Genomic DNA, 19,953 nt, shown 5'->3' on the forward strand with positions numbered 1-19,953 from the left:
CTGACGCCTTAATCGGGTGTATGGCGTCCAAACGGGTGAAGGCCCCCTGCCCTTGCGGACAGGAGGCCTTCACCCTTCACTCGTGAAGGTGACTATTCCATTTAGCGGAAGTCGTTGCCGAGATCGTAGTCATCCAACGGGATGGCGTGGAACTCGGGAGCGCCGTCGCCACCCAGGGCGTCATAGGAGAAGTCGGTGAAAGCGCTGGGGCCCGTGAACAGGCTTGCCTTTGCTTCTTCCGTCGGCTCCACAGTGACCTCTGTGTAGCGGGGCAGGCCCGTACCAGCCGGGATGAGCTTACCGATGATGACGTTTTCCTTGAGGCCGAGCAGAGGATCGCTCTTGCCTTCCATGGCAGCCTGCGTCAGGACGCGGGTTGTCTCCTGGAAGGAAGCAGCCGACAGCCAAGACTCGGTAGCCAAGGAAGCCTTGGTGATACCCATGAGTTCCGGACGACCGGATGCCGGTGCCTTGCCCTCGGACACGACGCGGCGGTTCTCGTCCTCGAAGCGGGCGCGCTCTGCAAGCTCACCGGGGAGCAGGTCGGAGTCGCCGGACTCGATGACGGTAACGCGACGCAGCATCTGGCGGACAATAACCTCGACGTGCTTGTCGTGGATACCAATACCCTGGCTGCGGTACACACCCTGTACTTCGTCCACGAGGAACTTCTGTGCAGCACGCGGACCCATGATGCGGAGAACCTGCTTGGGGTCCACCGGACCGTTGATCAGCTTCTGGCCGACGCTCACGTGATCGCCATCTTCGATGAGCAGGCGTGAACGGCGGAGCACCGGGTAGGCAATCTCTTCGGAACCATCGTCCGGAGTGATGACCAGGCGCATCTGGCGCTCGGACTCTTCGATGGTGATGCGGCCGGCTGCTTCAGCAATCGGTGCGACACCCTTCGGAGTACGGGCTTCGAAGAGCTCCTGGATACGGGGCAGACCCTGGGTGATGTCGTCGCCACCGCCGGCGGAAACAGCACCACCGGTGTGGAACGTACGCATGGTCAGCTGTGTACCCGGCTCACCGATGGACTGTGCGGCAATGATGCCCACGGCCTCGCCGATGTCCACGGTCTTGCCAGTGGCCAGCGAACGGCCGTAGCAGAGCGCACAGGTTCCCACCTTGGACTCACACGTGAGTACGGAGCGGACCTTGACCTCGGTGATCCCTGCAGCCAACAGCTGGTCAATGACGACGTCGCCGCAGTCGGTGCCGCCGGCAGCCAGGACGTTGCCCTGGGCGTCGACGACGTCCACGGCGAGCGTACGTGCGTAGGCGCTGTTCTCGACGTTCTCGTCCATGACGAGCTCACCGTTGGAATCCGGCACGGCGATCGGGGTTACCAGACCGCGCTCGGTACCGCAGTCCTCTTCGCGGACAATGACGTCCTGCGAAACGTCCACCAGACGACGGGTCAGGTAACCCGAGTTGGCGGTACGGAGAGCGGTATCGGCCAGACCCTTACGGGCACCGTGCGTGGCGATGAAGTATTCCAGCACCGACAGGCCCTCGCGGTAGGAGGACTTGATGGGGCGAGGGATGATCTCACCCTTCGGGTTGGCCACAAGACCACGGATACCCGCGATCTGGCGGACCTGCATCCAGTTACCACGTGCACCGGAGGACACCATGCGGTTGATGGTGTTCATCGGGGACAGGCTGTCACGCATCGCCTGGGCGATTTCGTTGGTGGCCTTGTTCCAGATTTCGATCAGTTCCTGGCGACGCTCGTCGTCGTCGATCAGGCCCTTGTCGTACTGGCCCTGGATCTTGGCAGCCATGTTCTCGTAACCGGCCAGGATGGCAGGCTTGGAAGTAGGCACCTCGATGTCGGAGATGGCAACCGTGACACCCGAGCGGGTGGCCCAGTAGAAGCCGGCGTCCTTGAGGTTGTCCAGCGTTGCCGCAGTGACAACCTTCGGGTAACGCTCCGCGAGGTCGTTGACGATCCGGGACAGTTCGCCCTTGTCCGCAACAGCCTCAACCCACGGGTAATCCTCAGGCAGCGTCTGGTTGAAGATGACCTGGCCCAGCGAGGTTTCAACGAGAGCCGGCTGACCGGGCTCCCAACCTTCCGGAGCTTCCCACCCTGCGTACGGCACAAAGTCATCCAGACGGATCTTGACCTGTGAGTTCAGGTGCAGATCGCGGGCGTCGTAAGCCATGATGGCCTCGGACACCGAGGAGAAGATGCGGCCTTCGCCGGCAGAGCCAACGCGCTTGGTGGTCAGGTGGTACAGGCCGATGATCATATCCTGCGAAGGAAGGGTCACCGGACGGCCGTCGGAGGGCTTCAGGATGTTGTTCGAGGACAGCATCAGGATGCGTGCTTCGGCCTGGGCCTCCGGGCTCAGCGGCAGGTGGACTGCCATCTGGTCGCCGTCGAAGTCAGCGTTGAAGGCGCCACAAACCAGCGGGTGAAGCTGGATTGCCTTGCCTTCCACAAGCTGCGGTTCGAAGGCCTGGATGCCGAGGCGGTGCAGGGTAGGTGCACGGTTGAGCAGCACCGGGTGTTCGGTGATGATCTCTTCCAGCACGTCCCAAACCTGCGGACGGTAACGCTCGACCATACGCTTTGCCGACTTGATGTTCTGCGCGTGGTTGAGGTCAACCAGGCGCTTCATCACGAACGGCTTGAAGAGCTCCAGGGCCATCTGCTTGGGCAGACCACACTGGTGCAGCTTCAGCTGCGGGCCGACAACAATGACCGAACGGCCGGAGTAGTCAACGCGCTTGCCAAGGAGGTTCTGGCGGAAACGACCCTGCTTGCCCTTGAGCATGTCGCTCAGGGACTTCAGCGGACGGTTGCCCGGACCCGTTACCGGACGGCCACGACGACCGTTGTCGAAGAGGCTGTCAACAGCTTCCTGAAGCATGCGCTTCTCGTTGTTGACAATGATCTCCGGAGCACCGAGGTCAAGCAGGCGCTTGAGTCGGTTGTTGCGGTTGATCACACGGCGGTAGAGGTCGTTGAGGTCGGAGGTCGCGAAGCGGCCACCGTCCAACTGAACCATCGGACGCAGTTCCGGCGGGATCACCGGTACGGCGTCGAGGACCATGCCAAGCGGGCTGTTGTTGGTCGTCAGGAAAGCGTTGACAACCTTCAGGCGCTTGAGTGCACGCGTCTTGCGCTGGCCCTTGCCGTTCTGGATGGTGTCGCGGAGGGACTCGGCCTCTGCCTGCATGTCGAAGGTCTCAAGGCGCTTCTTGATTGCCTCGGCACCCATGGAGCCTTCGAAGTACAGGCCGTAACGGTCGCGGAGTTCGCGGTACAGGCCTTCGTCACCTTCAAGGTCAGCGACCTTGAGGTTCTTGAAGCGGTCCCAGACCTGCTCAAGGCGCTCGATGTCGGCGTCGGCACGCTTGCGGACGTTCGCCATCTGGCGGTCGGCAGAGTCGCGGGCCTTCTTCTTGTCGGCAGCCTTGGCGCCTTCGCCTTCAAGACGGGCAAGCTCGTCCTCAAGGTCGCGGGCGATCGTGGCGATGTCGCTGTCGCGGTTGTCGATCATCTGCTTCTTCTCGAGGTCGTGCTCGACCTGGAGGTTCGGCAATTCGGCGTGACGGCTTTCGGTGTCAACGCTGGTGATCATGTAGGCAGCGAAGTAAATGACCTTCTCAAGGTCCTTCGGTGCCAGGTCCAAAAGGTAGCCCAAGCGCGAAGGAACGCCCTTGAAGTACCAGATGTGGGTTACAGGCGCGGCCAGCTCAATGTGGCCCATGCGCTCACGGCGCACCTTGGCGCGTGTGACTTCAACGCCACAACGCTCGCAAATGATGCCCTTGAAGCGCACGCGCTTGTACTTACCGCAGTAGCACTCCCAGTCGCGGGACGGTCCGAAGATCTTCTCGCAGAAGAGGCCGTCCTTCTCAGGCTTGAGCGTGCGGTAGTTGATGGTTTCCGGCTTCTTGACCTCACCGTAAGACCATCCGCGGATGTCTTCCGCGGTGGCGAGGCCGATCTGCATGAGGCCGAAGGAGGATTCGCTGGACATATGGTCCCTGTTCTCTCTTGTTCTCTAAATTCTGAAGTCTTGGTTACGGGAAGAGGGAGCTGTTCCGACGGACAGGTGTTGAGGCTGCCCGCCGGAACAGCTGCTAGACCTCTTCTACGGAACTGGGCTCTGCACGAGACAGATCGATGCCCAGTTCTTCCGCAGCCGTGAAGACTGCGTCATCAGAGTCACGCATTTCGATCGTGGTTCCGTCCGTGGAAAGAACTTCCACGTTCAGGCACAACGACTGCATTTCCTTGATCAAGACCTTGAAGGACTCGGGAACGCCAGGCTCAGGGATGTTCTCGCCCTTGACAATGGCTTCGTAGACCTTCACGCGACCATGGATGTCATCCGACTTGATCGTGAGGAGTTCCTGAAGGGTGTAAGCGGCACCGTAAGCTTCGAGCGCCCACACTTCCATTTCACCGAAGCGCTGGCCACCGAACTGTGCCTTACCACCCAGCGGCTGCTGCGTGATCATGGAGTACGGGCCGGTGGAGCGCGCGTGGATCTTGTCGTCCACCAAGTGGTGGAGCTTCAGGATGTACATGTAACCGACGGAGATCGGGTCCGGGAACGGCTCGCCGGAGCGGCCGTCGAACAGACGGGTCTTGCCGGAGGAATCGATCAGGCGGTCGCCATCACGGGTCACGTTGGTGGAGTCAAGCAAGCCGGTGATTTCTTCTTCACGGGCGCCATCGAACACCGGGGTGGCAACAGTGGTCTGGCCGGTTTCACGGGGCAGGTTGGGCAGGTTCTTGACCCACTCCGGCTCGCCTTCGATCTTCCAACCGGTCTTGGCAACCCAACCGAGGTGGGTTTCCAGGACCTGTCCAACGTTCATTCGGCCCGGAACACCAAGCGGGTTCAGGACGATGTCCACCGGAGTGCCGTCTGCAAGGAAGGGCATATCCTCGATCGGAAGGATCTTGGAGATAACACCCTTGTTGCCGTGACGGCCGGCGAGCTTGTCGCCGTCGGTGATCTTACGCTTGGCTGCAACGTAGACGCGGACCAGCTGGTTCACGCCCGGGGGCAGTTCGTCGTCGTTGTCGCGGTCGAAGACGCGCACGCCGATGACCGTACCGGACTCGCCGTGGGGCACCTTCAGGGAGGTGTCGCGCACTTCCCGGGACTTCTCACCGAAGATGGCGCGCAGCAGGCGCTCTTCCGGGGTCAACTCGGTTTCACCCTTGGGGGTGACCTTGCCAACCAGGATGTCGCCGGCTTCAACCTCGGCACCAATGTGGATGATGCCGCGCTCGTCCAGGCCTGCCAGGACTTCCTCGGACACGTTGGGGATGTCACGAGTGATTTCCTCGGCACCAAGCTTGGTGTCGCGGGCATCAATTTCGTGCTCCTCAATGTGGATGGAGGAAAGAACATCCTCAGCAACAATGCGCTGGGACAGGATGATGGCGTCCTCGAAGTTGTGGCCTTCCCATGACATGAATGCCACGAGCAGGTTCTTACCGAGGGCGAGTTCACCCTGGTCCGTTGCGGGACCGTCAGCGATGATGCCGCCAACTTCCAGGCGCTGGCCTTCGTTGACCAGGACACGGTGGTTGTAGCAGTTGCCCTGGTTGGAACGGGCGAACTTGTTGATGCGGTAGTTGGTCTCGGTGCCGTCGTCGTTGATCATGACAACCAGCTCGGCGGAAACCTCGGTGACCACACCTGCCTTCTTCGCGATGACAACGTCACCGGCGTCGACAGCTGCTGCGCGTTCCATGCCGGTACCCACGAAAGGAGCCTCGGAACGGACCAGGGGCACGGCCTGACGCTGCATGTTGGCACCCATGAGTGCGCGGTTGGCGTCGTCGTGCTCGAGGAACGGAATCAGGGCTGTTGCCACGGAAACCATCTGGCGCGGGGAAACGTCCATGAACTGAACGTCTGCAGCGGGAACCAGGACGGGCTCGCCTCCACCACCACGGGCACGGACAAGAACGGTCTCTTCCGAGAACTTCTTGTCTGCATCCAGCGGAGCGTTGGCCTGTGCAATCAGGACCTCTGCTTCGTCATCGGCAGTGAGGTACTCGACCTCGTCCGAAACGACGCCCTCGGAGACCAACCGGTACGGCGTCTCGATGAAGCCGAACGGGTTGATGCGGCCGTAGGAAGCCAACGAACCGATCAGGCCAATGTTCGGGCCTTCAGGAGTTTCGATGGGGCACATACGTCCGTAGTGGGACGGGTGAACGTCACGGACTTCCATGCCTGCACGGTCACGGGACAGACCACCCGGGCCAAGCGCCGACAGGCGGCGCTTGTGGGTAAGACCCGACAACGGGTTGTTCTGGTCCATGAACTGTGACAGCTGGGAGGTTCCGAAGAACTCCTTGATGGCTGCAACAACCGGACGGATGTTGATCAGTGTCTGCGGCGTGATTGCCTCGACGTCCTGCGTGGTCATGCGTTCGCGAACAACGCGCTCCATGCGGGACAGGCCGGTGCGGACCTGGTTCTCGATCAATTCGCCGACGGCGCGGATGCGACGGTTGCCGAAGTGGTCGATGTCGTCGACGTCCACGCGCAGTTCGTGGTCTTCGCCATCGCGCTTGCCCATGAGGTTCTTCTCGCCGGCGTGAAGCGCAACGAGGTACTTGATCATGGCAACGATGTCTTCAACGTGCAGGACCGACGCTTCCTTGTCACCAAGGGAGCGATCGATGCCGAGCTTGCGGTTGATCTTGTAACGGCCAACCTTGGCCAGATCGTAGCGCTTGGCGTTGAAGTACAGGTTGTCCAGCAGGGACTGGGCAGCCTCGACTGTGGGCGGCTCGCCCGGACGCAGCTTGCGGTAGATGTCCAGAAGCGCGTCTTCGCGGGTTTCGGTGGCGTCCTTCTCCAGCGTTGCGCGCATGGAGTCGTACTGGCCGAACTCTTCCAGGATCTGGCCTTCGGTCCAACCGAGGGCCTTCAGGAGAACCGTGACCGACTGCTTGCGCTTGCGGTCGAGGCGAACGCCGACCTGGTCGCGCTTGTCGATTTCGAGTTCGAACCATGCACCACGGGACGGGATGATCTTCGCGGTGAAGATGTCCTTGTCACTGGTCTTGTCCGCGGTGCGCTCGAAGTAGGCGCCCGGTGAACGGACCAGCTGGGAGACAACCACACGCTCGGTGCCGTTGACGACGAACGTTCCCTTTTCAGTCATGAGGGGGAAGTCGCCCATGAACACGGTCTGCTGCTTGATTTCGCCCGTGTTGTTGTTCATGAACTCGGCCTTGACATACAGCGGTGCCGAGTAAGTGGCGTCACGGTCTTTGCATTCGGCCATGGTGTACTTCGGGTCAGCGAACTCCGGCTCGGAGAAGCTCAGGGACATGGTGCCCTGGAAGTCCTCGATTGGGGAGATCTCTTCGAAGATGTCGGCAAGTCCGGAGGTGGTGGCGACGCTGAGGTCGCCCTCCTCGACAGCCTTCGCTACCCGCGCCTGCCAGCGTTCGTTTCCGACCAGCCAGTCAAAGCTGTCTGTCTGCAGGGCGAGAAGATTCGGAACATCCAAAGGTTCGTGAATCTTTGCGAATGAGAGGCGGCGGGTGGCACCATCGGTGCTTGCCGTGTTAGCGGTTTCGTTATTAGAGGTGCTCGAGGCGACCAAGAGGGATCCTTCCACAGACCTTCAGGCGTTTTCAGATCTCCCCCGTTTGCATCCTGCGGAGTGCTCCGCAGCATACTTATTCCGGTTCCGCTATATGACCCGGACCCAGCCTGCCCATGGTTGTGCACGTTGTAGGAACGGCACGTCAATGGCGCAGCTGAGAGGTAAAGCCCACCGCTATATGAAGGCTGAAGGTTAACAGGGAAGACGCAAATATCTACAATACGGTAAAGCAGCCTTCCTGTCTACCCCAGATTGTCCGTGATTGCAAGCACCGTTGCCGCAGGCACCCTTCGCCGCGATAGCCTAGCTTGACCATCGCCTGATCGGAAGAGAGACCATGACCTACTCAGCTGACGACAATGATGTTGTCATCCTTGCCGCTGCCCGCACCCCACAGGGACGCCTCAACGGGCAATTGGCGGGCTTCACCGCCGTCGATCTCGGCGCACATGCCATCGCCGCAGCTCTGGCCGCGAGCGGCGCAAGGGCCGAGCAGGTGGATACCGTGATCATGGGCCAGGTGCTCCAGGCCGGCGCCGGGCAGAACCCAGCCCGCCAAAGCGCCATCGCAGCCGGACTTGGTTGGAACATCCCTGCGGTGACCATCAACAAGGTATGCCTGTCCGGCCTGACAGCGGTGATCGATGCCGCCCGCCTGATCCGGAGCGGCGAGGCCACCGTGGTGGTGGCCGGCGGCCAGGAGTCCATGACCCGGGCACCGCACCTCCTCCCCGGGTCCCGCCAGGGCTGGACCTATGGGGCTGTCCAGGCCTTGGACGTCGCTGCGCATGATGGCCTCACCGACGCCTTTGACGGCCAGTCAATGGGCCTTTCCACGGAGACAAAGAACGTCACTCTCGGCATAGACCGGATGTCCCAGGACGAAGTGGCCGCCGCTTCCCACCAGCGGGCTGCCGCGGCGATCGCGGACGGAATCTTCGACGTCGAGATAGCCCCGGTCAGTGTCAAACAACGCAAGGGGGCCCCGTTGGAGGTCACCACCGATGAAGGCGTCCGTTCCGGGACCACCACAGAGGCTCTTGCACCGCTCAAACCTGCCTTCGCCACCGACGGCACCATCACTGCCGGGAACTCCTCGCCGCTTTCCGACGGCGCCTCCGCACTGGTGCTGTCCAGCCGCCGGTTCGCCCGGGACAACGGACTGGAATACCTGGCCGTGGTGGGAAAGCCTGGACAAGTGGCAGGACCGGACAATTCCCTGCATTCACAGCCGTCCAATGCCATTTCGCAAGCACTCGGGCGGGCCGGCTGGACCGCGGAGGACCTGGACTTCATCGAGATCAACGAGGCCTTTGGCTCCGTTGCCGTGCAGTCGCTGAAAGAACTCAACTACCCGTTGGAAAAGTGCAATATCCACGGTGGTGCGATCGCACTGGGTCACCCGATCGGTGCGTCCGGCGCCAGGCTCGCGTTGCACGCTGCGCACGAGCTCAAACGCAGGGGAACCGGGAAAGCGGCCGTCTCCTTGTGCGGGGGCGGCGGCCAAGGCGAAGCCCTGCTTCTCTACCGCGACTGATGGAGGACGACATGACGGCGGACGGAATGGCGACGGACACAGAAGACGGGGCCTCGAGGTTTCTGGCCGATGCCGCCGCGCGCGGGTTGGACGTTGACGTCGTCGAACGCGCGCCTGCCGGAAGCCTCGAAGAGGCCGCCGCAATTCTGGGGATCACCCCGGCGGAGATCGTGAAGTCGCTGGTGGTCAAGCACAGGGATGGCAGCTTCCTGTTCGCCCTGATTCCCGGCGATCGGCAGATCTCGTGGCCCAAGCTGCGCGCGCTGGTGGGGGTCAACAAGCTCTCGCTCCCCCATGCTGATGTGGCACTTGCCGCCACGGGCTACGAACGAGGCACCATCACTCCCCTGGGAAGCACCACGGCCTGGCCGGTCTACGCCGATGCCTCCATTGCCGGGCGGCGGATCTCCATGGGCGCCGGGGCACACGGACGCAGCGCGTTTATGGACGCCGACGCCCTCACGGCGGCACTCGGCGCAGTGGTTGCGGACATCAGCGAACCCAACTAAGCAGCATACTTGGGTTCCATGAAACGTTGATGCGTTAAACGCAGGAAGCCCCGCCCGGTAAACCGGACGGGGCTTCCACAAGCAAAACGAGTTACTTGAGGGTAACCGTTGCGCCGGCTTCTTCGAGCTGAGCCTTTGCCTTCTCGGCAGCTTCCTTGGTGGCGCCTTCGAGAACAGCCTTGGGAGCGCTGTCAACCAGGTCCTTGGCTTCCTTGAGGCCGAGGGAGGTGATGGCGCGAACTTCCTTGATCACTGCGATCTTCTTGTCGCCAGCAGCTTCGAGAACGACGTCGAATTCGGTCTTCTCTTCAGCAGCTTCAGCAGCACCGCCGGCAGCGGGGCCAGCAACTGCAACAGCAGCAGCCGTAACTTCGAAGGTCTCTTCGAAGAGCTTGACGAACTCGGAGAGCTCGATGATGGTCAGTTCCTTGAAAGCTTCAATGAGCTCTTCGTTGCTGAGCTTCGCCATGGTGGCGTCCTTCCATTAGTTGGTGCAGGTCCGGACTGATCCGCTCCGTGCACCGGAGTTTGATTGGGGGGAGAACTTAGTTCTCTTCGGTTGCAGCTTCAGCGGCTTCGGCCGGAGCCGCAACCTCTTCAGCAGCAGCCTCTTCAGCGGCCGGAGCTTCTTCAGCGGCCGGTGCAGATGCGCCGCCCTCTTCTTCAAGCTTGAGGCGCAGAGCGTCGATGATGCGTGCAGCAGCGGAAGCGGGAGCCTTGAGGACACCAGCAACACGTGCGAGCTGCAGTTCGCGGGACTCGAGGGCTGCCAGTGCGGCAACTCCTGCTGCGTCCAATGCCTTGCCTTCGAAGACGCCGGTCTTGATGACCAGCTGCTTGTTGGCCTTGGCAAAGTCCGTCAGGCTCTTTGCAGCAGCAACAGCGTCACCCTTGATGAAGGCGATTGCAGTAGGGCCGGCAAGCTGATCGTTGAATGCTTCAACACCAGCTTCCTTGGCTGCAATGGCGCTCAGGGTGTTCTTGACGACCGAGAACTTGGTGTCCTGGCCGAGCGCAACACGCAGTTCCTTGAGCTGTGCAACAGTGAGCCCGCGGTATTCGGTCAGGACAGCCGCGTTCGATTCCTTGAAATCGTTGGTGATCTCTGCAACAGCGGAGACCTTGCTAGGCGTTGTCATAACCCTCCTTCCGGGGATAAAAGCCGGTCTTCCGGGTCCCCGCTCACAAGAGCTAAAAACTAAAAACGCCCCGCGCAGATGCACGGGGCTTGGCTCAACACAGACTAAATCTGCGGAGACTTGCTTCGTTCACCTGCGCCGGCCGCCCTATGTTCAGGGTCCTTCGTCAGGGAATTCACTGTGATCTCACGGCATGGCTGCAGTTTTGAGCTCTGCTCGAAAGAGTGGATTCCCATCAACCGACGGTCTTTGGTACTTCAAGGTTACGGGACAGCCCCCAGCAAACCAAATCGACGCCTCTACTCCGCCAGGGTGGTCCCGGGATCCCTGCGTGGAAGTTCCTTTTGCCACAACCCGGTGACACCGGCAGTGGTGAAGCCCAATTGCTTGTTCACTGTCAGGAGGTACCGGTTTTCGGGAGCATTCCAGGTATAGATCACCCGCGCGTCAGGGAACTGCTCGCTGAGTCTTTCCATGTTGGCCACCTTGATCAACAGCCCCAGCTTGTTGCCCCGATGCTCCTGGAGGACCAAGGTGTCGTCCTGGAACACCACGTCCTGGCGATGCGCCAGGACGCTGATGGTGGTCAGCCCCACTATCCGGCCGCTCTCCAGATGCTCGACGGCGGTAACCACCGTCCGCCGGCCCTGCGCCATTGCTGCGTCCTCGGTTCCGCGCAGCACAGAGGAATCGAACACCATGCCACTGGCTTCAACCTCGGGTGCTTCATCGCCGTCCTCGCGGACCACCTCACCGGCGGCATTTTCCAGCGCAGCAACAGCCTCAAGCCAACCCTCGGGGCAGCGGTCCGTCCAGTGATGCAGAGCGTAGCGTCCGCCGTTGGCCTCTTCGGCTTCGAGCTGGAGGGTTGCGGCCAGTTTGGACTCGAGTGGCAGGTTGCATGAACTGAACTGCTCGATGTGCTGGAGGGTGTAACCCGCCCGCTTGGCGAAATCCACTTCCCGGCTGCTGACCGGGACAAAGCCGGCACCGCTGCCGGGGATCAGCTGATCCTCGGGAATCTCGGTCAGTGACGTGGCGGGATGGTTCGTGTCCACCAACACCATGGTGCGTCCCTCGGCCCGGGCAAGTTGCTCCGCTGCTTCAAGCAGTTGACGTCCTACTCCCTGGCGCTGGAACTCGGGGAGGATATCCAGCGTGAATTCGGCCAGGTCCATGTTGTCCGCCAGCGGAAGGGCGATGTCCACCGTTCCCACGATCTCACTATCGACCTTGGCTACCAGAATGATCTGGCGCTCGTAGGGATCGGCGAGTTCCAGGAGCTTCTCCAAGGGCGTGTACGCGAGGTCGTCGCTCCCCCACGTCTCCATACGGACCTTGCGCCCCACTTCCACGGCGTCCAGGAAATCAGTAGCGTCCGGGCTGTCCAGTGTGTCAGGAACCCACAACTGCTCAACGTGCACGGCCTTGGTCTCGTCAGCAGTCATCCCACCCGTTTCTGCCATTCGCCGTCAAAACCGGAAGATTTGAACCCCAGGGCGATATTTATGGCCAGCATATGCTGGTTTTCATTGGCATTCCATGTCAACACAGCCGCGGCCTCCGGCCACACTTCCCCGGCCCGGCGCAGGTTGGCGATCTTCACCGCCATCCCCAAGCGGTGGCCACGGTGTCCAGGCGCCACCAGCGTGTCTTCCTGATAGATGATTGCCGGTACCGCTGCGCGGTGTGTCAATACTGTGTAGGCGGCCAATTCACCGGTGGCATGATGACGGACTGCCGCCACCAGCGAGTCCACGCCACTGTCCTGCCAGGTGTTCTCTTCCTCCCGGACACGGGCCGCATCCCAGTACTCCCCCTCCCAGCCCAGGCCGGCAATCGGCACTTCGGTGCTCATGAGGCTCTTGAGCCGGGCAAAAGCGTCCACCAGTTCCCCGGGGCAACGCCGTTCCCACGTCACCGCACTGTAGCCCTGGGTAAGAAGGATGCACTCCGCCTCAAGCCGCTGCAGCAGTTCTTCCGGGACCGGGATGCCGAGCATGCTGTTGGTCTCCACCTGTTCCAGCGAATACCCGTGATGCAACGCGAACCGGGTGAAGGGAGAGTCAAGGGGCACACCGCCCGCACCCGATGCGGCCTCCAACAGGCCCGAGCCCGCGGATTCATGCGGCCCACTGGTGTAGGCGTCAAAGGACGTTCGTCCGTTGTGGGACGCCAGCTGCTCCAGCGCGGAGAGGATCGCCGTCCCCCAGCCGCGGCGCCGTGAACCCCTGCTGACAAACACGTCCACGCCCGCCGTCGTCGTATTCTCACTCAGGGGCAACGTGAGGGTCCCAAAGCCGACAACTTTTCCGCCGCTTCGCGCCAGGAAGACCCTGCGTTCCTCATATCCGTTGCCCCTCCAGAAGCCTGCGGCTTCGGCGAGCGTGGCACAACGGTCCGTAGTGCCCCAGAGTTCCAGTTCACGGGAAACCGTCAGCTCATGGAAGATCAGGAACTCCCGGGGCATCATCCCGTGGGTCCCGGGAACCTGGATAGGGTCCAAGGACAGCCCACCGGGGCTGGAAAAGTCCGACGTCGCCACGCACCACAGCCTACGGCTGACGGCATGGTGGGAACAGATCCACGCCCACACCGGCACACAAAAAAGGAACCGCCCGGCGCAAGCCGGACGGTTCCTTCAGAGCCAGTGCTCCCGAAGCTTACGCGTCGGTGAGGACCTTGGTGACGTTGGGGTCAACGGTGATGCCGGGACCGAACGTGGTGGCAAGGGTTGCCTTCTGGATGTAGCGGCCCTTGGAAGCGGACGGCTTCAAACGAAGAACTTCTTCCAGAGCGGCTGCGTAGTTCTCGGCCAGCTTGTTGGCGTCGAAGGAAACCTTGCCGATGATGAAGTGCAGGTTGGAGTGCTTGTCGACGCGGAAGTCGATCTTGCCACCCTTGATGTCGTTGACAGCCTTGGTGACATCCGGGGTAACCGTGCCGGTCTTCGGGTTCGGCATGAGGTTACGCGGGCCCAGTACCTTACCGAGGCGGCCAACCTTGCCCATGAGGTCAGGGGTTGCCACTGCGGCGTCGAAGTCGGTCCAGCCGGCTGCGATCTTTTCGATCAGGTCATCGGAACCAACGAAGTCGGCGCCGGCAGCGATTGCTGCCTCAGCCTTGTCGCCCGTTGCGAAAACGAGGACGCGGGCGGTCTTACCGGTGCCGTGGGGCAGGTTGACGGTGCCACGAACCATCTGGTCAGCCTTACGCGGGTCAACGCCCAAACGGAAAGCTACCTCAACGGTTGCGTCGAACTTGGAAGGGTTGGTGTCCTTCGCGAGGGTGATGGCCTCAACCGGGGCGTAAACCTTGCCTGCCTCGATCTTGGCTACGGCTGCCTCATATGCTTTGCTGCGCTTTGCCATGCTGCTTATTCTCCTTGTGCAGTTGTGGTCTGCGGACCGCGCGGGGCCCTGCCACAGTCGGGGATCCGGCAAGGATCCGCCGACATTTCAATGTTCAAATGCCAGTTGCCTGGCGGGTGAAAGCTGGGATCAGCCCTCTACCGTGATGCCCATGGAACGGGCGGTGCCGGCGATGATCAGGGCAGCAGCCTTGATGTCGTTGGCGTTGAGGTCTTCCATCTTGGTGGAAGCAATCTCTTCAACCTGTGCCTGGGTCAGCTTGGCGACCTTGACGGTGTGCGGGGTAGCCGAACCCTTGGCGACGCCTGCAGCCTTTTTGATGAGCTCTGCAGCCGGCGGGGTCTTGGTGATGAAGGTGAAGGAACGGTCCTCGTAAACCGTGATTTCAACCGGGATAACGTTTCCGCGCTGGGATTCCGTTGCAGCGTTGTACGCCTTGCAGAATTCCATGATGTTGACACCGTGCTGGCCAAGCGCAGGACCGATCGGCGGAGCCGGGTTAGCGGCACCTGCCTGGATCTGCAGCTTGATGAGGCCGGTGACCTTCTTCTTGGGAGCCAATGTAGGGTCCTTCTCTCAATAGCTTCCTGGGGCACAGGAGCGCGTCCCAGGTTTTTGGCCGCCATGGCGAGGCGACCGGCCGCTTCAGGCCTGCTAAGCGGGCAGGCATGAAGCGAAATTTTGGAATCAGCTAGATCTTGGTGACCTGGTTGAATGCGAGCGTCACGGGGGTTTCGCGCTCGAAGATCGAGACCAAAACCACAAGGGTCTGGGACTCGGGCTTGATCTCGGAGATCGTTGCCGGGAGGGTCTCGAAGGGACCTTCCTTGACGATGACCGATTCGCCGACCTCGAAGTCGACAGCAACAGGAGCCTGGTTCTGTTTGTTGACCGGCTTGCCCTGCTCTGCCTGCTCTTCTTCGAAGACCGGGGCAAGCATGGAGAAGACCTCATCCAGGCGCAGCGGAACCGGGTTGTGGGCGTTGCCCACGAAGCCGGTGACACCGGGAGTGTGGCGGACGGCGCCCCAGGAAGCGTCGGTCAGGTCCATGCGGACCAGGACGTAGCCGGGAATGCGCACGCGGTTGATAACCTTGCGCTGCGCGTTCTTGATCTCGACGACCTCTTCCATGGGCACCTGGATTTCGAAGATGTAATCTTCCATGTCCAGGGTCTGGATGCGGGTCTCAAGGTTGGCCTTCACGCGGTTCTCGTAACCGGCGTAGGAGTGGATGACGTACCAGTCACCCTCCTGGCGGCGCAGCTTGCCCTTGAACTCCTCAGCGGGATCCACGGGGGCTGCAGCAGCAGCGGCAGCCAGGGCGTCGCCGTCGGAATCCTCCGCAGCTTCGTCCTCGTCTGCAACATCGCCGGACGCGTCGTCGGACTCGTCGTCAACGTCAGCCTCGAAAGCCTCTTCGGAATCGACGGCGTCGGCAGATTCGGGCGCAGTGAAATCAGCCTCGGACTCTTCCGCAGCCTCGACTGCGGAATCTTCCGTGCTTTCAGCGGGCTCTTCCAGCTCAGTCCCGTTTACCTCGAGCTCCTGCTCAGACACTTGGTCTCCTGCTTCCTCATTGCCTAACATGCCTATTTAAATGGCTCAATTCCGCAAACCCCGTCAATCCCAAGGAATTGACACAGTTTGCGGACAGATCCGCTTAGCGGTCCGTGATGCCTGACCCACCGAAGACCCAGCTGGCACCAGTCCCGAAGGCGATGTCCAGCAGGCTGACGATGACCATCATGATGGCTACGAACACCAGCACCACGAGCGTGTAATTGATCAGTTCCTTGCGGGTAGGGGCAACAACCTTCTTCAGTTCGCCAATGACCTGGCGGACGAAGAGTGCAATACGGGCGAAGAAGCCGCGATCGGCTTTCTTGGCGGGACGGCCCTTTGAGCTGCTGGCAGCTGTTTCGGTCACCTGGTCCTCACTCACCTTGCAAAGTTGTTGACCCGACTCTGATCAGAGCCATGGTTGCTGCGCGTGTTCCGGCGTTTCCGCCGGAACAGCTTGCGCAGGGCAGACAGGACTCGAACCTGCAACCTGCGGTTTTGGAGACCGCTGCGCTACCAATTGCGCCACTACCCTATGGATTAGATCCATGTTTCAGGCCGCACTTCAGCCTGTGGTGCTTTTCAACACCGGTGAACCAGTCTACGCAAGAACTTCGCGATAGTCGAACCGGCTCATTTGCGGGCTTTTCGGGGCCTTTCCAAGCATGTGACAGGCATTATCAGTCACAAAGCCAAGCAGTCACCCGGGAGCTCCGCAGAACAGCATAAGGTAGTTTACGTCGAATCCCATCATCCAGCCCACGAGCTGCCTGCGAAGAACGGTCCATAGATGTCTGCCGGAACAACTGCCGCCCGCATTTCACAGCGAATCTCCGCCATTGCCGAGTCCGCCACCCTTGCCGTTGATGCCAAGGCCAAGGCACTGAAGGCCGCGGGTCGCCCCGTGATCGGATTCGGTGCCGGCGAGCCCGATTTCCCAACCCCCGACTACATCGTGCAGGCCGCCATTGAGGCCGCAAGCCAGCCGAAGTACCACCGCTACTCCCCCGCGGGCGGCCTTCCTGAACTGAAGAAGGCCATTGCGGACAAGACGCTCCGCGATTCCGGCTACAAGGTTGATCCCTCCCAGGTCCTGGTGACCAACGGTGGCAAGCAGGCCGTGTACAACACGTTCGCAACCTTGGTGGACCCGGGCGACGAAGTCATCATTCCCACCCCGTTCTGGACCACCTATCCGGAGGCCATCCGCCTTGCCGGAGGCGTGCCGGTTGAGGTGTTCGCCGGTCCGGAGCAGGGCTACCTGGTCACTGTGGAGCAGCTTGAAGCCGCAGTGACGGACAGGACCAAAATCCTGTTGTTCGTCTCCCCGTCCAACCCCACCGGCGCCGTCTACAGCCCCGAGCAGGTAGCGGAGATCGGCAAATGGGCTGCCTCCAAGGGACTCTGGGTTGTTACCGATGAGATCTACGAGCACCTGACCTACGACGGCGTGGAGTTCACTTCCATCGCCACGGCTGCTCCGGAACTGGGCGACAAAGTGGTCATCCTCAACGGCGTAGCCAAGACCTACGCCATGACCGGTTGGCGTGTGGGATGGATGATCGGCCCTGCCGACGTCATCAAGGCGGCAACCAACCTGCAGTCGCACGCGACGTCGAACGTCTCCAACATCATGCAGATCGCCGCTGCCGCTGCCCTCACGGGACCGCTGACCGCCGTCGACGAGATGAAGGTGGCCTTCGACCGCCGCCGCAAGGCGATCGTGGCCGGCCTCAACGCGATCGAAGGCGTTGAATGCCCGACGCCGACCGGCGCCTTCTACGTCTACGCGGACGTTCGCGGCCTGCTGGGCAAGGAATTTGAGACCTCCAACGGTCCTGTCCGGCCGCAGACTTCGGCTGAACTTGCCACCCTGATCCTGGACGAGGTTGAAGTTGCCGTGGTTCCGGGCGAGGCATTCGGTCCCTCCGGTTACGTCCGCCTCAGCTACGCACTGGGTGATGACGACCTCGCCGAGGGTGTACGCCGCATCCAGGAGTTCCTGGGCAAAGCCAAGTAGCAACCCGCCAACACCAACGCTCTTCCACCTGTGGCAGGTGGAAGAGCGTTCGTGTTTAAGCGACGGGATGTGGGAGAGGGAAGCGGAAAGCCGGCGGGATGTGAGAGAGGGTCAGAGGAGGCGGCGTTCCGCGGCCCATTTGGTGAGCTCGTGCCTGCTGGAAAGCTGGAGTTTGCGCAGCACGGCCGAGACGTGGGTTTCCACAGTCTTGATGGAGATGAACAGCTCCTTGGCAACTTCCTTGTAGCTGTACCCGCGGGCAATGAGCCGCATGACTTCCAATTCACGGGCGGACAACTTATCCAGCTCATCGTCGGCAATATCGGCCGGAGCCGTCCCGAAGGCGTCCAGCACAAAGCCTGCCAAGCGGGGCGAGAAGACAGCGTCGCCATCGGCCACCCGGATCACGGCATCGGAAATTTCCTTGCCGGAAATGGTCTTGGTGACGTAGCCGCGGGCACCTGCCCGGATCACGGAGACAACGTCCTCCGCGGCGTCGCTGACACTCAGGGCAAGAAAGCTCGTGGTCCCCAACAACGCCGTTGATCCTGCGATGACTTCCCTGCCTCCGCCACCCAATCCGCCGGGCAGGTGGACGTCAAGCAGCACCACCTCAGGGCGGGCCCCGGCAATAACGGCGATAGCCTGTTCCACCGTTCCGGCCTCTCCCACCACGTCCATGCGGCCGTCGAGGTCAGCCTTGAGGCCGGAGCGGAAGATCGTGTGATCGTCCACGATCACCACGCGCACCCGGCGGCCTGCGCCGCCTTCAGGGATGTTGGTCATTGCTTCGCGTCTCCATTCTGCGCTTCATTGCTTCGCTGTTCGCCGGCGTCCTGGTTTTCCGAGGGAAGCCCCAGGCGGACTTCTGTTCCATCGCTGCTGCTGATGATCGCCGCGGTACCGCCGTGGCGCTTCATGCGGCCAATGATCGATTCCTTGACTCCCAGCCGGTCATCCGGCACTGCCTCCGGGTCGAAGCCGGGACCACGGTCCTTGATGAAGATCTCCGTGCCTGAGGCGGTGTTTTCCAGGTACACGGACACTGTTCCGCCTCCGTGCCGGGCGGCATTGAGCATGGCTTCCCGGGCGGCTTGGACCAGGGCCTCATGCCGGTGGGTCACTTCAGTGTCTCCCACCGTGACCACTTCCACTGCATGGCCGTGCGAGTCCTCGACGGCGGCCGCCACGGCTTTGATGCGACCGGCCAGGAGGCCCGACTCCTTGGCAGCATCACTGAAGAGCCAGGCACGGAGTTCACGTTCCTGCGCCCGGGCCAGCCGGATGACATCCTGTTCCGAGCCAGCCCTCCGCTGGATGAGGGCCAGGGTTTGGAGAACGGAGTCGTGCAGGTGGGCAGCGATTTCGGCGCGTTCAGTCTCCCGGACGCGGCCGGCCCGCTCGGTCTCCAGGTCCTTCCAGAACTTCAACCCCCAGGGCAACAGGACCAGCGCCACACCGCCAAGCACCGCCACGGATGCCAGCAACGCCAGCCAGGTCTGCTCCCACGATCCCGAACCGGACACCATCACCAGCACACCGGCAACCACCAGGGCCAGGCCTGCGGCCAGGCGTACCCACCCGCCGGCCTGATCGGCCTTTGTCTTGTCCACCAGCCCTGCCCGCCGGGTTTCATCGAGCTGCATCCAGGCGATGGCTGCACCGCCCAGGATGGCAGCGACGGGTATCAGGGTTCCCAACGGTACGTCCACGCCAAACTGCCGGGCAATGAGGATCACGGCCACCATCAGCAGCGCTGCACCGAGGAGGATCTCCTTGCCGTAGTGAATCCGCCGCAAGGACAACCGCGACGACCCGGCGGTCCCGTTCCCCCAACCACCCGCAGCCGGGGCCGGGGTCTCACCGGCGCCGGCGACCGGCGGCAGGCTCACGGAAGGAGCAATGGGCGACGCCGGACGGCGGGCATTGCGTTTAGCGCTCTCATCCGCTGTAGGGACCATGGTCCACAACCATGCGTAGAGGGCAAAGCCGGCACCGCCGGCCAGGCACGCAAGGACCATTCCCCAACGGACGTACTTGACCGGCCATCCCAAATGAACGGCCAGCCCGCTGCAGACGCCGGCAATCACGCGGTCGCTGCTGCGAACCAGCACGGGGCGCTCCATAGCCGTTGTCATGTACCCATCCAAACACGGATCACCGACGCCCCGGGCAGTATGAGGGCACTGTTCGGGGGTCCCT

The 19,953-nt window shown here is 61.9% G+C and carries 15 protein-coding genes and 1 tRNA gene; 3 read left to right on the plus strand and 13 right to left on the minus strand.

Translation table 11 applies throughout. The features are described 5' to 3' along the window. Positions 1–101 precede the first annotated feature (101 nt). Positions 102–4,001 carry a DNA-directed RNA polymerase subunit beta' gene (locus JOE60_RS13080; protein ID WP_167263541.1) on the minus strand — a complete coding sequence of 1,300 codons (3,900 nt, stop codon included), beginning with the start codon at positions 3,999–4,001 and terminating at the stop codon, positions 102–104. 103 nt (positions 4,002–4,104) lie between these two features. Then, positions 4,105–7,611 (minus strand): DNA-directed RNA polymerase subunit beta, encoded by a 3,507-nt coding sequence (gene rpoB / locus JOE60_RS13085; RefSeq protein ID WP_024817596.1) that lies wholly within the window; start codon positions 7,609–7,611, stop codon positions 4,105–4,107. A 340-nt stretch (positions 7,612–7,951) separates the two neighbouring features. Between rpoB and JOE60_RS13090 the strand changes: the two genes are divergently transcribed. Beyond that, entirely contained in the window at positions 7,952–9,151 is a 1,200-nt protein-coding gene (locus tag JOE60_RS13090) for an acetyl-CoA C-acetyltransferase (RefSeq protein ID WP_167263543.1), read from the plus strand. A gap of 11 nt (positions 9,152–9,162) precedes the next feature. Further along, positions 9,163–9,660: an aminoacyl-tRNA deacylase gene (locus JOE60_RS13095; RefSeq protein ID WP_420851395.1), complete on the plus strand. Its 498-nt coding sequence runs from the start codon at positions 9,163–9,165 to the stop codon at positions 9,658–9,660. Between the two features lie 91 nt (positions 9,661–9,751). Here the strand turns inward: JOE60_RS13095 and rplL are convergent, their stop codons facing one another. From rplL to JOE60_RS13140, 9 genes are all read right to left on the minus strand, one after another. Continuing rightward, complete coding sequence (rplL, locus tag JOE60_RS13100; RefSeq protein WP_011775604.1) at positions 9,752–10,129, minus strand: 50S ribosomal protein L7/L12; 378 nt, start codon at positions 10,127–10,129, stop codon at positions 9,752–9,754. Positions 10,130–10,205: 76 nt separating this feature from the next. Beyond that, positions 10,206–10,799, minus strand: coding sequence for a 50S ribosomal protein L10 (gene rplJ, locus JOE60_RS13105; RefSeq protein ID WP_062073190.1), 594 nt, complete (start codon positions 10,797–10,799; stop codon positions 10,206–10,208). Positions 10,800–11,098: 299 nt separating this feature from the next. Beyond that, positions 11,099–12,265, minus strand: a complete 1,167-nt coding sequence (locus tag JOE60_RS13110; protein WP_167263547.1) for a GNAT family N-acetyltransferase — start codon at positions 12,263–12,265, stop codon at positions 11,099–11,101. Beyond that, positions 12,244–13,344: a GNAT family N-acetyltransferase gene (locus JOE60_RS13115; protein WP_167263549.1), complete on the minus strand. Its 1,101-nt coding sequence runs from the start codon at positions 13,342–13,344 to the stop codon at positions 12,244–12,246. Before JOE60_RS13115 ends, JOE60_RS13110 begins: the two co-directional genes overlap by 22 nt. Positions 13,345–13,462: 118 nt before the next feature. After that, positions 13,463–14,170 carry a 50S ribosomal protein L1 gene (gene rplA / locus JOE60_RS13120; protein ID WP_167263551.1) on the minus strand — a complete coding sequence of 236 codons (708 nt, stop codon included), beginning with the start codon at positions 14,168–14,170 and terminating at the stop codon, positions 13,463–13,465. Positions 14,171–14,299: 129 nt separating this feature from the next. Continuing rightward, positions 14,300–14,731 carry a 50S ribosomal protein L11 gene (gene rplK, locus JOE60_RS13125; protein ID WP_011775609.1) on the minus strand — a complete coding sequence of 144 codons (432 nt, stop codon included), beginning with the start codon at positions 14,729–14,731 and terminating at the stop codon, positions 14,300–14,302. A 130-nt stretch (positions 14,732–14,861) separates the two neighbouring features. After that, positions 14,862–15,728 carry a transcription termination/antitermination protein NusG gene (gene nusG / locus JOE60_RS13130; RefSeq protein ID WP_167263553.1) on the minus strand — a complete coding sequence of 289 codons (867 nt, stop codon included), beginning with the start codon at positions 15,726–15,728 and terminating at the stop codon, positions 14,862–14,864. A 103-nt stretch (positions 15,729–15,831) separates the two neighbouring features. Further along, the gene (gene secE / locus JOE60_RS13135; protein ID WP_167263555.1) at positions 15,832–16,113 is read right to left on the minus strand and encodes a preprotein translocase subunit SecE; all 282 of its coding nucleotides are present in this window, start codon (positions 16,111–16,113) and stop codon (positions 15,832–15,834) included. Between the two features lie 80 nt (positions 16,114–16,193). Continuing rightward, positions 16,194–16,266 (minus strand) — tRNA-Trp (locus tag JOE60_RS13140). Positions 16,267–16,521: 255 nt separating this feature from the next. Here JOE60_RS13140 and JOE60_RS13145 point away from each other — a divergent pair. Then, complete coding sequence (locus JOE60_RS13145; RefSeq protein ID WP_167263557.1) at positions 16,522–17,751, plus strand: pyridoxal phosphate-dependent aminotransferase; 1,230 nt, start codon at positions 16,522–16,524, stop codon at positions 17,749–17,751. 111 nt (positions 17,752–17,862) lie between these two features. On the opposite strand, the gene JOE60_RS13150 is transcribed toward JOE60_RS13145, so the two are convergent. Both JOE60_RS13150 and JOE60_RS13155 read right to left on the minus strand, forming a co-directional pair. Beyond that, a complete protein-coding gene (locus JOE60_RS13150) occupies positions 17,863–18,537 on the minus strand; it encodes a LuxR C-terminal-related transcriptional regulator (RefSeq protein WP_167263559.1) in 675 nt (224 codons plus the stop codon). Next, a complete protein-coding gene (locus JOE60_RS13155; protein WP_167263561.1) occupies positions 18,534–19,889 on the minus strand; it encodes an ATP-binding protein in 1,356 nt (451 codons plus the stop codon). The genes JOE60_RS13150 and JOE60_RS13155 overlap by 4 nt, the downstream gene beginning before the upstream one ends. Positions 19,890–19,953 lie beyond the last annotated feature (64 nt).

It is taken from the genome of Paenarthrobacter ilicis (assembly GCF_016907545.1).
In the GTDB taxonomy this organism is placed as follows: Bacteria; Actinomycetota; Actinomycetes; order Actinomycetales; family Micrococcaceae; genus Arthrobacter; species Arthrobacter ilicis.

Excerpts from the sequence above, each read along its gene's own strand:
- JOE60_RS13080 (WP_167263541.1), bottom strand. The coding sequence starts at position 4,001 with ATGTCCAGCGAATCCTCCTTCGGCCTCATGCAGATCGGCCTCGCCACC.
- JOE60_RS13090 (WP_167263543.1), top strand. The coding sequence starts at position 7,952 with ATGACCTACTCAGCTGACGACAATGATGTTGTCATCCTTGCCGCTGCC.
- JOE60_RS13095 (WP_420851395.1), top strand. The coding sequence starts at position 9,163 with ATGACGGCGGACGGAATGGCGACGGACACAGAAGACGGGGCCTCGAGG.
- rplL (WP_011775604.1), bottom strand. The coding sequence starts at position 10,129 with ATGGCGAAGCTCAGCAACGAAGAGCTCATTGAAGCTTTCAAGGAACTG.
- rplJ (WP_062073190.1), bottom strand. The coding sequence starts at position 10,799 with ATGACAACGCCTAGCAAGGTCTCCGCTGTTGCAGAGATCACCAACGAT.
- JOE60_RS13110 (WP_167263547.1), bottom strand. The coding sequence starts at position 12,265 with ATGGCAGAAACGGGTGGGATGACTGCTGACGAGACCAAGGCCGTGCAC.
- rplA (WP_167263551.1), bottom strand. The coding sequence starts at position 14,170 with ATGGCAAAGCGCAGCAAAGCATATGAGGCAGCCGTAGCCAAGATCGAG.
- JOE60_RS13145 (WP_167263557.1), top strand. The coding sequence starts at position 16,522 with ATGTCTGCCGGAACAACTGCCGCCCGCATTTCACAGCGAATCTCCGCC.
- JOE60_RS13150 (WP_167263559.1), bottom strand. The coding sequence starts at position 18,537 with ATGACCAACATCCCTGAAGGCGGCGCAGGCCGCCGGGTGCGCGTGGTG.
- JOE60_RS13155 (WP_167263561.1), bottom strand. The coding sequence starts at position 19,889 with ATGACAACGGCTATGGAGCGCCCCGTGCTGGTTCGCAGCAGCGACCGC.